Origin of the sequence: Sulfitobacter litoralis (assembly GCF_900103185.1) — a bacterium.
GTDB classification, from domain to species: Bacteria; Pseudomonadota; Alphaproteobacteria; order Rhodobacterales; family Rhodobacteraceae; genus Sulfitobacter; species Sulfitobacter litoralis.
Map to the genome: position 1 here is coordinate 222,300 of NZ_FNJD01000002.1, position 13,350 is coordinate 235,649.

Sequence of the window (13,350 nt, forward strand, 5' to 3'; positions counted from 1 at the left end):
GCCCTAGTCGAACGTCCCTGCCACACGCCCGAGCAACATAAAGGCCCGCACTGTGCGTGTGTCTGTCAGCGCAGAGATATCCGCGTCAGATGCCTCTGCTTCAAAGGCGGCAAAGGCGCGGTCAAAGCGCCGCAAGAAGTGATGCGCGACATCGCGAAAGATCGGGTCTTGTTTCATACGCGCACTTGTCAGCGCTAGCGAAGATCGGTCACGGATGCCCCCCAACGCCGCAATCGGACGGCCGCGTGCGCCTTGGGCAAACTGACGCCAGATTTCGGGACGGGCGCGGTCGGGGACGAGGTCATCCATATAGATGCCGTCCTGGCTCAGCAGCGTCAGCACATCTTGGGACGCCTGAACCAGCTGGGACGCATTGCGGTCCTTCAATGCCTTGCGCAACGCTGAAAAGCCTTCGGTATCCTCTGCCGTTTCGGGAAAATTCAACGCACGGATGAAATCTTCGTGCGAAAGCGGCTGCGTCATATCCGCAGCCGACGTGCCAAGCGCCAAAGCTGGCTGATCGTCAACCACGACCGGCTTGAGAGGCGCAAGACGGGTCGGTGCGTCACGGCGGCTGTGGAAGGTGGCCAGCGTGCTTTCAGTCTTGCGCGCGGCGGCGGCGATTTCATCGAGCTTGCGCGCGACTGTCGCATCGGCACCTGGGCTTTGCCCCTGCTGCTGCGCAATATAGGCCTGTCGGATCGCATCAATCGCAGTCTGCAACCGTTTGCTTTCCTCGCGCATGGCACTGCTGGAGCGGGCGGCGATGGCGGCAACCCAGATCATGCCCACGGGCATGACAACCGCAAGCATGGTCATCAATACACGCACACCGGCCCCACTGTCAGAAGCCTCGTCGGACGGCAGCACCATAAAAAAGATCACGGAGCCCAGCAGCCAGACGACGGTGAGCGCGGCTGCAATGACCTCTATGCTAAAGCCTCCGCCGTCGCTGGGGCGCGAGTAAACGCCGGTCGGGGTCGACCGCGCGGATTGGCGCGGTGCGTTCGGGTTCAGCTGCAGTTTTTCGGTCATCAGTTTGTCCCCGACTTAGACGTAGACGATTTTGAGAACCTCATAGGATTTGTCCCCCCCCGGCGTCCGCACTTCGACGCTGTCGCCTTCTTCCTTGCCGATCAGGGCACGGGCGATAGGGGATTTGATGTTCAGCATACCTTTTTCGATGTTGGCCTCGTATTCACCGACAATCTGATAGGTTTTCTCTTCGTCGGTATCTTCGTCAACCAACGTCACCGTCGCGCCGAATTTGATCGCGCCGGACATCTTTTTGGGGTCGATCACATCAGCCAGGGAAATCGCACCCTCAAGCTCTTTGATGCGGCCTTCGATGAACGACTGCTTTTCTTTGGCAGAGTGGTATTCTGCGTTTTCGGACAGATCGCCGTGCTCGCGGGCTTCGGCGATGGCCTTGATGATGGCAGGGCGTTCAACCGACTTCAGGTGCTTCAGCTCGGTTTCCAAAGCCGTGTGACCGGCGCGGGTCATGGGGATTTTTTCCATCGGGGGGCATCCACGCAATGAGGGTCACAGCCCGCGAACTGATGTCCGAGAGTGCAACCGATTTGAATTGATCCTTACCTGACCCAAACTGCCGTGCGAATGCAAGGGGGTGTCTGCCAGAGCGCGACAATCCGCACGTCCATATTGGCAAGCCGCGGGGACGCGCTATTTTACGTGGCGAAACAATATTGCTGCACCTGCAATATATATGATGCAAACTGTCGTGGGTGCGCTAATTTACGCTGTGTTGCGATTGCAATACCTACTGTGCTGGTTTAGCGAAATCCAAACCGTTTTCTGCCCGAAGAGGAGCCCCAAATGGCCGAAGTTGAACGCGAAGCAATGGAATATGACGTCGTTATCGTCGGTGCGGGCCCTGCCGGGCTTTCCGCCGCGATCCGTCTGAAACAACTGGACGCCGACTGCAATGTGGTCGTGCTGGAAAAAGGCTCCGAAGTGGGTGCGCATATTCTGTCCGGCGCGGTTCTGGACCCGATTGGTCTGGACGCCTTGATGCCCGACTGGAAAGAAAAAGGCGCGCCGATCAAAACCAAGGTCGAAGAAGACAACTTTTATATGCTGGGCGAGGCGGGCAAGATCCGCGTGCCGAACTTCCCCATGCCGCCGCTGATGCAGAACCACGGCAACTACATCGTTTCCATGGGTAACGTATGTCGTTGGATGGCCGAGCAAGCTGAAGCCTTGGGCGTAGAGATCTTCCCCGGGATGGCGTGCTCTGAACTGGTGTATGGTGACAACGGCGAGATCAAAGGCGTCGTGGCCGGTGAGTTCGGCATCAGCCCCGACGGCACCAAGGGCGATGGCTATGAACCCGGTATGGAGCTGCACGGCAAGTATGTGTTCCTCTCCGAAGGCGTCCGCGGGAGCCTGTCGAAACAGGTGATCGCGAAATACGATCTGGATGCCGGAAAAGAGCCGCAAAAATACGGCCTTGGCATGAAAGAAATCTGGGAGATCGACCCCGCCAAGCACAAAGAGGGCACCGTTACGCACACGATGGGCTGGCCTTTGGGCAAGAACGCGGGCGGCGGGTCGTTCATCTATCACATCGAAAACAATCAGGTGTATGTCGGTTTCGTTGTTCACCTTGGCTATAAGAACCCGCATGTCTTCCCTTACATGGAATTTCAGCGGTTCAAGCATCACCCCATGGTAGCCGAGCTGCTGAAAGGCGGCAAACGTATCGCTTATGGCGCGCGTGCGATCACCGAGGGCGGCTATCAGTCCATGCCCAAGATGGTTGCACCGGGTGTAGCACTGCTGGGCTGCTCGGTTGGCATGGTCAACGTGCCGCGCATCAAGGGCAACCACAATGCGATGCTGTCGGGCAAAGCCGCTGCCGAACGCGCCTATGAAGCGATTCAAGCAGGCCGCGCAGGCGACGAGCTGACCGCCTACGAGGACGACGTACGCAACGGTGAGATCGGCCAAGACCTGAAAAAGGTCCGTAACGTCAAACCATTGTGGAGCAAATACGGCCTCATGACGTCGCTCGCCGTGGGTGGGTTCGACATGTGGACCAATACCTTCGGCTTCTCGCTGCTAGGGACGCTTGGGCATGGGAAATCTGATGCCGAGGCGACCGAAAAGGCCGCCAAGCACAAAAAGATCGATTACCCCAAGCCCGATGGCAAGCTTAGCTTTGACCGTCTGACCAACGTGGCGTTCTCGTTCACCAACCACGATGAAAACCAGCCTGCGCATTTGACGCTCAAGGACCCATCGGTGCCGGTGAACATCAACCTGCCAGAATACGCCGGCCCCTCGGCGCGGTATTGCCCAGCGGGGGTGTATGAATTCGTCGAGGAAGACGGCAAGGACCCGCGCTTTGTCATCAACTTCCAGAATTGCGTGCATTGCAAAACCTGCGACATCAAGGACCCGACACAGAATATCGTCTGGACCACGCCGCAGGGTGGGGATGGCCCGAACTACCCCAACATGTAAGCGTCGCTTACGGGACGAATTCGATCAAAGGCGTGCTTCGGCGCGCCTTTTTTCATGCGAGGTTCCGCCGATAGAGGGTAAGCGGTATGCTCCTTTGGATAGGCGGCATTGCGCTTGGACGCGAACCTGTTAGCCTTGCGCCTAAATATAAATGAGGCGTGCCAGTATGATCCGTAACCTATTGTTGACCGCTAGCGTTTTGGCGCTGACCGGTGCTGTTTCGATGCCCGCACAGGCGCAATCGGCTGCCGGTGCCTATCTCGCGGGGAGACATGCTGCGGTCCGTAGCGATTTTGCGGAATCCGCCAAATACTATGGCGAGGCGTTGGCGCTTGATCCCAAGAACCCTGAATTCCTTGAAAGTACGGTGCTGGCGCTTTTGTCGCTCGGAAATATCGAACGCGCCTTGCCGTTGGCGCGGGTCATGGCAGCGTCGGATCAGCCTGGGCAAATTGCCTATCTGGTAACCACCGCAGGCATGGCACAAGAAGAAGACTATGCCGGCCTGATCGCGCAGTCAGCGGACGAGGGTGGGATTGGCCCCTGGGTCGACGGGCTGGTCAAAGCTTGGGCGCAAGTAGGCGCCGGCGATATGACTGCCGCCCTTGCCCAGTTCGACGCCCTGAGCACAGAAGCTGGGATGCAGGGGTTTGTGATGTATCACAAGGCTTTGGCGTTGGCGTCTGTCGGCGATTACGAGGGGGCGGAGGCGATCTTTGCCGCGAACCAGTCGGGGTCCGCCGGGCAAACTCGACGCGGGGTGATCGCGCGGGTCGAAATTTTGGGCCAGTTGGGGCGGAACGAACAAGCGCTCGCGCTGCTAACCGACAGTTTTGGTGCCAACAGTGACCCTGAACTAGATGATCTGGTCGCGGCCTTGCAAGGGGACGGGCAGGTCGCCTTTACCCAAATCCCTGATGCCAAGGCGGGTATCGCCGAAGTGTTCTTTACCTTCGCGGCTGTGCTGCGCAACGAAAGCGCCGGTGACTATTATGTGCTGCTGTATTCGCGCATCGCGCGCTACCTGCGCCCCGATCACATCGACGATCTGTTGCTGACGGCGGACCTGCTGGAAAACATCGGCCAGTACGAGCTGGCAATTCAGGAACTGCAAGACGTGCCTGCCGACAACCCCGCTTACCATGCGGCTGAACTGGGACGTGCTGCGGCATTGCGACGGTCTAACAAGCCTGAACAAGCGATCGAAGTGCTGCAACAGCTGACGCGTAGCCATGGGACGCTCCCGTCGGTCCATTCCGCTTTGGGCGATGCGCTGCGGGCACAGGACGATTTCAAGGCCGCGATAAAATCCTACGACAAGGCGATTGAACTGACACCTGACAGCAACCCGCAACGCTGGGTATTGTATTATGCACGTGGCATTGCCGAAGAACGCTTGGGCAACGGCGAAGCATCCGAACGCGATTTCCGCACCGCGCTCGAGATCAATCCCGACCAACCGCAAGTACTGAACTACCTAGGGTATTCGTTGGTCGAACAAGGTCGCAATCTGGACGAGGCGCTGAATATGATTGAGCGCGCGGTCGCAGCCAGCCCGGACTCCGGGTATATCGTCGATTCTCTTGGTTGGGTGCTTTACCGGCTGGGCCGCTACGAAGAGGCCGTAGACCAGATGGAACGCGCGGTAGAGCTCGTTGCGGTGGACCCCGTACTGAACGACCACTTGGGTGATGTCTATTGGTCCGTGGGTCGCCAGCGCGAGGCCGAATTCCAATGGCGTCGCGCCCTGTCTTTCGTCGACCCTGAAGATCAGGACAGCGAGGCAGACCCGAAACGCATGCGGCGCAAGCTCGAGGTCGGACTAGATGCGGTATTGGCCGAAGAAGGGGCCGAACCGCTGAGCAAAGCCTCCGCTGAAAAATGACCGCCAAGGCCGCATCCCTCGGGGTTGCCAGCAACCGGAGCGCTTGGGCCAAGGTGAACCTAACGCTACACGTCACAGGGCAGCGCAGCGACGGGTATCACTTGCTCGACAGCCTTGTGGTACGGGCCGGCGTCGGTGATCAGATCGCGGTAACGCCGTCTGACCAGCTTGAGCTGTTCATCGACGGCCCATATGGTTCGGCTGCCCCCAATGATGACCGCAACCTCGTTGTGCGTGCTGCGCGCCTGCTCGACGCTGGCGCTGGAAGAGGGGCGCGGCTGCACCTGACGAAAAATCTGCCTGCTGCGGCAGGGATCGGCGGTGGATCAGCAGACGCCGCCGCAACGCTCCATTTGCTATCGGCCCACTGGGGCCTGCCCGTACCCGATGACATCGCCCGGCTTGGGGCGGATGTGCCGGTCTGCCTGTCTGACATACCCCAGCGAATGCAGGGGATCGGCGAGGTACTGACGCCCGCGCCCAAGTTGCCGCCCTGTTGGCTGGTGTTGATCAACCCGAATAAATCTGCCGCCACACCCGAAGTATTTTCGCGACTGGAAGCCCGCGCCAATGCACCCATGCCGAAAGAGCTGCCCGAGTTTACCAGCGCCACCGCATTCGCCGCATGGCTGGCGACGCAGCGCAATGACCTCGAGGCTCCAGCTGTTCAAGTGGTGCCAGAGGTGGCGACCTGTCTACAAAGCCTTCAGGATGCATTGCTAGCCCGTATGTCGGGATCCGGTGCCACCTGCTTCGGCCTGTACGAGACCCAAGCGTTTGCACAACGCGCCGCTGCCCGTGTCGCGGACAAGCACCCCGGTTGGTGGGTGGTCGCCGCGCCGGTGCTTGGCTAGTTGATCCGCGCCACGACGTAATCGGCCATATCGCGCAGCATCCGGGTCAGGTCGTGATCGGGCAGGGTGTCGAGCGCGGTTTTGGCTTTCTCCGCCCACGCCAGCGCCTCTGCCTTAGTCTCGTCCAGCGTGCCATGTTTGTGCAGCAGCGACAGGGCGTGGTCCAGATCGCCTTCCTCCTGCCGCCCCTTTTCGATGGTGCGGGCCCAGAAGGCGCGTTCTTCGGCATCACTTTTAGCAATCGCTTTGATCACCGGCAGGGTCAACTTGCGCTCGCGGAAATCGTCACCGATGTTTTTGCCGGTCGCACTCGGATCGCCTTGGTAATCCAGCAAATCGTCGACAATCTGGAACGCGATGCCCAAGGCGTCACCGTAATTGAACAGCGCTTGGACCTGCGCGTCGGGGGCTGAGGCGATGACCCCGCCCACCTGCGTCGCCGCCGAGAACAGCGCCGCGGTTTTTCCACGCACGACCTGCAGGTAGATACCTTCGTCCGTCGCCAAATTCTGCGCCGCCGTCAGTTGCAGCACTTCGCCTTCGGCAATCGTGGCAGAGGCGTTCGAAAGGATCGCCAGCACGCGCATATTGTCGGTTTCGGTCATCAGCTGGAAACTGCGTGCAAACAGGTAGTCGCCCACCAGCACCGAAGATTTGTTATCCCAAAGCAGGTTCGCAGTCGGTCGTCCGCGCCGCTGCGCGCTTTCATCGACCACGTCATCGTGCAGCAACGTCGCCGTGTGAATAAACTCTACCGTGGCTGCCAGATGCACATGGTAAGGGCCGTCATAGCCACACAGACGCGCCGCCGCGAGGGTAAGCATCGGGCGCAACCGTTTGCCGCCCGCTTCGACCAGGTGGGCGGTGACCTCCGGGATGCGCGGCGCATGTTCAGACGCCATGCGGTCGCGGATCAGGTCATTCACGGCAGTCATATCTGCGCTCAGATAGGCCGCCATCTGATCATGCGGTTTCTGGGTGTTTTCGCTCGTCATCTACACGACCCTAATTGGAAGGCTCGACAATCAATGTCGATTGCCCTTACATCTCTGTTATGAAGGAACTTTTACGCACAACCGATCCGACAATAATCGCCTTTGCCAGCGCCCTTCTTCAGGGCGAGGATATAGACTGCTTTCCGCTCGACGTAAACATGAGCGTGCTTGAGGGCGGGATCGGTATTTTCCCCCGTCGTTTGATGGTGCATGACGATGATCACGGTGCCGCGACACGGGTGCTGCGCGACAATGACATCCCCACCGGACTGCCCGACTAACGACGATGGACAGCTTCGGCCCAGACACGCTGACGCAGGATGCTTTCCTTGGCGGGAAGCTGCACTTGTGGCAGCCACGCAAAGGCTATCGCGCGGGTGTGGACCCTGTTTTATTGGCTGCAACCATCCCTGCGCGGGCAGGCCAGCGCGTGCTGGAGCTTGGGTGCGGGGTAGGGGCTGCGTCGCTTTGTTTGGGCGCGCGTGTATCGGGGTTGCAGCTAACAGGAGTCGAGATCCAGCCTGCCTATGCCGCGCTCGCAAGGCTGAACGATCCGACATTCGAAGTGGTCGAAGCCGACATCGACGCCATGCCCTTGGCGCTGCGGCAGCGACAATTTGACCATGTGCTTGCCAACCCGCCGTATTTCGACCGTCATGCCTCTATTGCTGCAACGAACTCAGGACGCGAGACGGCATTGGGCGAGGCGACACCGCTGGAAACATGGGTCAAGGTTGCGGCCAAACGACTGGCCCCCAAGGGGCAGGCACATTTCATCCATCGCGCCGAACGGCTGCCCGATCTTATCCGCGCGCTGCCTCATGATATGGGCAGTATCGAAGTGCTGCCAATCGCGCCGCGCATCGGTCGGCTGGCCGAGCTGGTGATCCTGCGGGCTCGTAAAAGCGGGCGGGGGGCATTTCGGCTGAACGCGCCGCTCGTGATGCACGAAGGGCCACGACATATGGTAGATGGCGACAGCTATGTGCCGCAAATCCGGGCGGCCCTGCGCGAGGGCGCGGCGTTGCCATTCTAAGCAACCTCTCGCCGATATCTCAACTTGTCGATAGTTTTGCTGCGGTGCCGCGTGACAGGTGAAATATTTCGTGCTTCACTCCTCCTACGCAACATAACCTAAGGAGAGTTACATGTCTTTTGACGCACATCTGGATGCTCTGAAACGCAAGCATTTGGCCATGAGTGACGCTGTAGAACAGGCTCAACGATCACCGAGTATCGACGGGCTGAAAGTTGCGAATATGAAAAAAGAGAAGCTGCGTTTGAAAGAGGAAATTACCCGGCTTTCCACCTGATATCATTATATGTTTGACCGGCGTGCCCAATGTGCCGACGGCAGAAAGGCCAGTGCGGAATGCACTGGCCTTTCGCAGTTCTACGACAGATGCCTAGACCAGATGCTGGGCTCCATTCGCGGTGATCGTCGACCCGTTGATAAAACCCGCGTCATCGCTGACTAGGAATACAACCGCGCGTGCGATCTCCTCCGGCTCGCCCAAACGGCCTGTCGGAATTTGCGCCACAATGGAATCGCGCACTTTTTCCGGCACAGCCATCACCATATCTGTTGCAATATAGCCGGGGCAGATTGCGTTCGCAGTGATGTTGGCGCGCGCACCTTCCTGAGCCAAGGATTTTACAATCCCGAGGTCACCCGCCTTGGTCGCCGCGTAGTTTACCTGTGCGAATTGGCCTTTTTGCCCGTTGATCGAACTAATGACCACAATCCGACCGAACTTCCGGTCGCGCATACCAGGCCAAACGGGGTGAATGGTATTGAAAACGCCGGTCAAATTCGTGCCAACGACTTCATTCCATTGGTCGGGTGTCATTTTGTGGAAAGGCGCGTCGCGTGTGATGCCCGCGTTCGCAACAACCACCTCAACAGGGCCTAGTTCTTCTTCGACTTTGGCGATTCCGGCTTTGGAATCCTCGTAGTCTGCAACGTTCCACTTATAGGTTTTGATCCCAGTTGATTCTGTGAATTGCGCGGCAGCATCGTCGTTGCCGGCATAAGTCGCCGCGACAGTATATCCGGCGTCTTTCAATGCTGTGGAAATAGCCGCCCCGATCCCGCGGCTCCCTCCGGTTACAAGTGCAACACGTGACATAAAACTCTCCCTAGTGGCAATGTTGTTTCGTTTGCCGTAGTAATTTCGTAATTAAATTACGTGAAGAATTTGTAGTCACGCTTTAATTCCTTTGCAACAGTTTACGCAAGGAAAGAGCATTTGTTTTTCTCGTGGCGCGCGAAATCGTCGAGAGCACGCCACGAGAGCTTGGTTATGTGGCGTTACGGGCGCTCTAAGCACATCGCGACGCCCATGCCGCCACCAATGCACAAAGTTGCGAGCCCTTTTTTAGCACCGCGACGCTGCATTTCAAACAATAGCGTATTGAGAATGCGCGCGCCGGATGCACCGATCGGGTGACCGATCGCAATTGCGCCGCCGTTAACGTTTACGATCGAAGGATCCCAGCCCATGTCTTTGTTAACGGCACAGGCCTGGGCGGCAAAAGCTTCGTTTGCTTCGACAAGGTCCAGATCTTCGGCCTTCCAGCCGGCTTTTTCCAATGCTTTGCGCGACGCGTAAATCGGACCGGCCCCCATGATCGTTGGGTCAAGGCCGACGGTGGCATAGGATGCGATGCGCGCCAACGGGGTGATACCCCGTTTTTCAGCGTTATCTGCCGACATCAGCAATGCGCCTGCCGCCCCATCGTTTAGACCCGACGCGTTGGCCGCTGTGACAGAGCCGTCTTTGGCGAAAGCGGGGCGCAGCTTTTGCATGGCCTCCATTGTGGCACCATGGCGGATGTATTCGTCTTGATCGACGATAATCTCGCCTTTACGGGTTTTGACGGTGAAAGGCACGATCTCGTCTTGGAACTTACCGGCTTTTTGCGCGGCCTCGGCCTTGTTTTGCGAGGCGACCGCAAATTCGTCTTGAGCGTCGCGACTGATTTCCCATTTTGCCGCAACGTTTTCAGCGGTTTGCCCCATATGGTAACCATGGAACGCATCCCACAGACCATCGCGGATCATCGTATCAATCAGCTGCATGTCGCCCATCTTTTGACCCGGACGCAGGTTCTGCGCGTGGGGGCTCATCGACATGTTTTCTTGTCCGCCTGCGGCCACGATATCAGCATCGCCCAGTTGAATATGCTGGGCCGCCAGCGCCACGGCACGCAAGCCCGATCCGCACACTTGGTTAATCGACCATGCCGCGCTTTCGATGGGTAGGCCCGCGTTGATATGTGCTTGGCGTGCAGGGTTTTGTCCCTGGGCCGCGGTCAGAACTTGGCCCAAAATAGTTTCGTTCACCTCGGAAGGGTCAATACCCGCGCGTGTGACAATCTCTTTCAGAACTGCGGCACCTAGATCATGTGCAGGCGTGTTTGCAAAAGATCCGCTGAAACTGCCTACGGCCGTGCGGGCTGCGGATGCGATGACGACGTTGGTCATATGTGTTCTTCCCCTGAACTGCTGACGTAGGGTATTGACGCGGTGGTTGCCCGCTCCCCAGTCTTCTATGCTTTGGGACATATCCTATCGCTACAGATGCGGCAATCACGCCCTGCGGGCCTACGCATTTTTACGCAATTCGGTCGACTTATGCCAGAAAGGTTGGGTGGTTGGTGCGCCGTATAAGAACCCCTGTTGGCAGTCGACGCCAAGAGAGTGCAAAAGCGATGAATCCTCCTGATTTTCGACCTGTTCGGCAACGCATACCATGTCAAAGTTACGCGCGATTGAGACCATGATCGATACAATTGCACGGTTATCAGGGTTGGTGGTGATGCCACTCGTAAATTGCCCGTCAATTTTCAAAATATCAAAAAACATATCTTTCAGATAGCGGATTGCAATGTAATCGGCCCCGAAGTTGTCTAGGGCAAAGCAGACGCCCCGTGTCTGCACTTGGTCCATAAAGCTGGCGACAAGCTCTGGCATTTGCATCGCGGATTTTTCGCTAATTTCCAGAATCAGTCGTTCGCCTATGGTGCCGTCGCGCGCGAGCCAACGATTCAGCAAGTTCGTCCATCCCGCATAGCCGATAGAGCGGGCTGACATGTTGATAGATAGCCGCAAGTTTTTGTTATCGCTCAGCGCCGTTAGCCCCGCCTGAAGCGACAGCACGTCTATCTCGCGGCCAAGCTGCGTCTTTTCGATGAGATGCATAAATTCACGAGCAGGGAGGACCCGCCCCGTTGGGTCCAAAATCCGGATAAAGCCCTCGTAAAAGGCAACTTTCGGATCTTCTTCATCGCGCATGACGGGCTGGTAGGCCATCAAGGTTTGATTGTGCGCGATTGCGTCTTTGACCATCGAGATTGTGCTGCTGTCGCGTTGGTTGACGGCATAATCCAGTGGATTTCGTGTGCCTTCGGGCAAATCAGCGAGCGGGTGTTGCGACATTTCTTCCAAGGGGTGCTTCCATCTATCGCGTTTCTTGTGCCACCTTGGCCCCGAAACTCATAACGCGGGGTTAACGCGACAATGCAGCACCAATTTTAAATATACCGCCATTTAGCGTGAAGAAGGGGAGCCGATGCAGCGATGTGACTGGGCGGGGCCAGAGCAGATTTATCTGGATTATCATGACACTGACTGGGGTGTGCCCGAGTATGACAGCCGTGCTCTTTGGGAAAAGCTTATCCTTGATGGCTTTCAGGCTGGGCTCAGCTGGATCACGATACTTAAAAAGCGAGAGAATTTTCGCGAGGCATTTGCCGGTTTTGACCCTAACGTCATCGCTACATGGGGTGAGCCAGACGTTGAACGGTTGCTGGCGAACCCCGGTATCATCCGTCACCGCGGAAAGATCGCGGCGGCGATCACCAATGCCCGCGTGTGGCAGCAGATTGAGCAGAAGGAGGGATTTGACAGATATCTATGGAAGTATGTGGATTTTGAACCGCTGCAAAACCGGTTTGAGAGTCAGGCGGAGGTTCCGGCCTGGACGCCGCTTTCGAAACAAATATCGATCGATTTGAAAAAACAGGGGTTTAAGTTCTGCGGTCCAACAATAGTGTATGCGTTTATGGAGGCGGTCGGGATGGTGAATGACCATTTAACCTGCTGCCACCGCCATACCATCGTAGCACAGATGCCCAAGCACGATTGGGCGCTGCGATAACCGGTCGGTGTCTAGTTGACCTGGGTCGCCTTACGCGGGGATAGCGCCAAGGGAGCTTGCCAGCTGGTCCAACACCACGATTGTGTCGCTGCTGGTCGAAAACGCTTTGGTGCGGCAATAGTCAATCTTGACCGTGATGCCGCTTGCCGAAAAGTCCTCGGTGGCCGATTGAATCGCAGCTGTGGCTACGTCCACGATGTTCAAGTTTGATTGGGTCTTGAGCGCGGGAGACAGCGCGGCAAATGCCCCGTTGGACCGATAGGTCACGATCAGGTTAAGGCTACTGAGCGCATCAGTAAGCTTGCGGGCGAGGCTGACAGAGAAATTGACACGCTGGCCCTCGGGTATGCTGGACAGGACCTTCGCAAAATCCTGCAGCACGATAACGGCAATCTGCATGCCGCCGCCAAATTCGGACTGCATCCGCATAATGCAATTTTCGAACGCATCCTGGGGCACAAGCCCGCTTTCCGAAAGCTCGGATGGCACCAATGCTCGATCAAGCGCGAGTTCTTTCAAAATGTCGAAATTTTCTTGGTTCGGGGATTCATGGGGGCGTCGGAGGTGACGCACATATTCTGCATTGCGCAGTTCTGCACCGTGAATGCGGGCTTCGAGATCGAAAAACTCGAACGGTTTGACAATATAGTCCCACGCGCCAGCGACAAAAGCTTTCGCTATGCTTTCATTGTTCTTAACGCCGGTGAGCATAATGATCGGTACAAATTCGTAGCCTTCAATTTTGCGGATATGAGAGATTAGCTCGATGCCAGTCATTTCAGGCATCTGGATGTCCAGTAGCAAGCAGTCGAATATAACCGGTGCACCATGAATGACTTCAAGGGCTTCTTTACCGGAGGCGGCCGTCCGGACATACTCGTGATCCTGCGTCCGAAGATATTCTTCCAACAAATTACGCAGATCTTGATTGTCCTCAACGGCAAGTATCCTCATACCAGATACTC

The 13,350-nt window shown here is 57.3% G+C and carries 14 protein-coding genes; 7 read left to right on the plus strand and 7 right to left on the minus strand.

The genetic code is table 11. The features are described 5' to 3' along the window. Positions 1-3: 3 nt before the first annotated feature. Together BLQ98_RS03030 and greA are read right to left on the minus strand one after the other, a co-directional pair. Positions 4-1,035 carry a hypothetical protein gene (locus tag BLQ98_RS03030; RefSeq protein WP_093731866.1) on the minus strand — a complete coding sequence of 344 codons (1,032 nt, stop codon included), beginning with the start codon at positions 1,033-1,035 and terminating at the stop codon, positions 4-6. A 15-nt stretch (positions 1,036-1,050) separates the two neighbouring features. Further along, on the minus strand, positions 1,051-1,521 hold the full coding sequence (greA, locus tag BLQ98_RS03035; RefSeq protein ID WP_093731867.1) for a transcription elongation factor GreA: 471 nt from the start codon (positions 1,519-1,521) through the stop codon (positions 1,051-1,053). A gap of 318 nt (positions 1,522-1,839) precedes the next feature. On the opposite strand from greA, the gene BLQ98_RS03040 reads away from it, so the two are divergent. The 3 genes from BLQ98_RS03040 to BLQ98_RS03050 all read left to right on the plus strand — a co-directional run bounded on the left by BLQ98_RS03040 (position 1,840) and on the right by BLQ98_RS03050 (position 6,228). Further along, the gene (locus BLQ98_RS03040; protein ID WP_093731868.1) at positions 1,840-3,489 is read left to right on the plus strand and encodes an electron transfer flavoprotein-ubiquinone oxidoreductase; all 1,650 of its coding nucleotides are present in this window, start codon (positions 1,840-1,842) and stop codon (positions 3,487-3,489) included. A gap of 166 nt (positions 3,490-3,655) precedes the next feature. Further along, a complete protein-coding gene (locus tag BLQ98_RS03045; RefSeq protein WP_093731869.1) occupies positions 3,656-5,374 on the plus strand; it encodes a tetratricopeptide repeat protein in 1,719 nt (572 codons plus the stop codon). Beyond that, positions 5,371-6,228 carry a 4-(cytidine 5'-diphospho)-2-C-methyl-D-erythritol kinase gene (locus BLQ98_RS03050; RefSeq protein ID WP_093731870.1) on the plus strand — a complete coding sequence of 286 codons (858 nt, stop codon included), beginning with the start codon at positions 5,371-5,373 and terminating at the stop codon, positions 6,226-6,228. Before BLQ98_RS03045 ends, BLQ98_RS03050 begins: the two co-directional genes overlap by 4 nt. On the opposite strand, the gene BLQ98_RS03055 is transcribed toward BLQ98_RS03050, so the two are convergent. Further along, a complete protein-coding gene (locus BLQ98_RS03055; protein ID WP_093731871.1) occupies positions 6,225-7,223 on the minus strand; it encodes a polyprenyl synthetase family protein in 999 nt (332 codons plus the stop codon). The genes BLQ98_RS03050 and BLQ98_RS03055 overlap by 4 nt on opposite strands. 59 nt (positions 7,224-7,282) lie before the next feature. Between BLQ98_RS03055 and BLQ98_RS03060 the strand changes: the two genes are divergently transcribed. The 3 genes from BLQ98_RS03060 to BLQ98_RS03070 all read left to right on the plus strand — a co-directional run bounded on the left by BLQ98_RS03060 (position 7,283) and on the right by BLQ98_RS03070 (position 8,536). Beyond that, positions 7,283-7,504 (plus strand): putative signal transducing protein, encoded by a 222-nt coding sequence (locus BLQ98_RS03060; protein ID WP_093731946.1) that lies wholly within the window; start codon positions 7,283-7,285, stop codon positions 7,502-7,504. 5 nt (positions 7,505-7,509) lie between these two features. Next, positions 7,510-8,259 carry a tRNA1(Val) (adenine(37)-N6)-methyltransferase gene (locus BLQ98_RS03065; protein ID WP_093731872.1) on the plus strand — a complete coding sequence of 250 codons (750 nt, stop codon included), beginning with the start codon at positions 7,510-7,512 and terminating at the stop codon, positions 8,257-8,259. Positions 8,260-8,371: 112 nt separating this feature from the next. Next, positions 8,372-8,536 carry a YdcH family protein gene (locus BLQ98_RS03070; RefSeq protein ID WP_093731873.1) on the plus strand — a complete coding sequence of 55 codons (165 nt, stop codon included), beginning with the start codon at positions 8,372-8,374 and terminating at the stop codon, positions 8,534-8,536. Between the two features lie 93 nt (positions 8,537-8,629). Here BLQ98_RS03070 and phbB read toward each other — a convergent pair whose 3' ends face one another. The 3 genes from phbB to BLQ98_RS03085 all read right to left on the minus strand — a co-directional run bounded on the left by phbB (position 8,630) and on the right by BLQ98_RS03085 (position 11,664). Beyond that, a complete protein-coding gene (phbB, locus tag BLQ98_RS03075) occupies positions 8,630-9,352 on the minus strand; it encodes an acetoacetyl-CoA reductase (protein WP_093731874.1) in 723 nt (240 codons plus the stop codon). A 182-nt stretch (positions 9,353-9,534) separates the two neighbouring features. Then, positions 9,535-10,710, minus strand: coding sequence for an acetyl-CoA C-acetyltransferase (locus BLQ98_RS03080; RefSeq protein ID WP_093731875.1), 1,176 nt, complete (start codon positions 10,708-10,710; stop codon positions 9,535-9,537). Between the two features lie 120 nt (positions 10,711-10,830). Continuing rightward, entirely contained in the window at positions 10,831-11,664 is an 834-nt protein-coding gene (locus tag BLQ98_RS03085; RefSeq protein WP_425263959.1) for an EAL domain-containing protein, read from the minus strand. Positions 11,665-11,797: 133 nt separating this feature from the next. Here BLQ98_RS03085 and BLQ98_RS03090 point away from each other — a divergent pair, with 133 nt between their 5' ends. Beyond that, positions 11,798-12,385 carry a DNA-3-methyladenine glycosylase I gene (locus tag BLQ98_RS03090; protein ID WP_093731877.1) on the plus strand — a complete coding sequence of 196 codons (588 nt, stop codon included), beginning with the start codon at positions 11,798-11,800 and terminating at the stop codon, positions 12,383-12,385. A gap of 30 nt (positions 12,386-12,415) precedes the next feature. Here the strand turns inward: BLQ98_RS03090 and BLQ98_RS03095 are convergent, their stop codons facing one another. Beyond that, complete coding sequence (locus BLQ98_RS03095) at positions 12,416-13,339, minus strand: response regulator (RefSeq protein WP_093731878.1); 924 nt, start codon at positions 13,337-13,339, stop codon at positions 12,416-12,418. Positions 13,340-13,350: the final 11 nt, after the last annotated feature.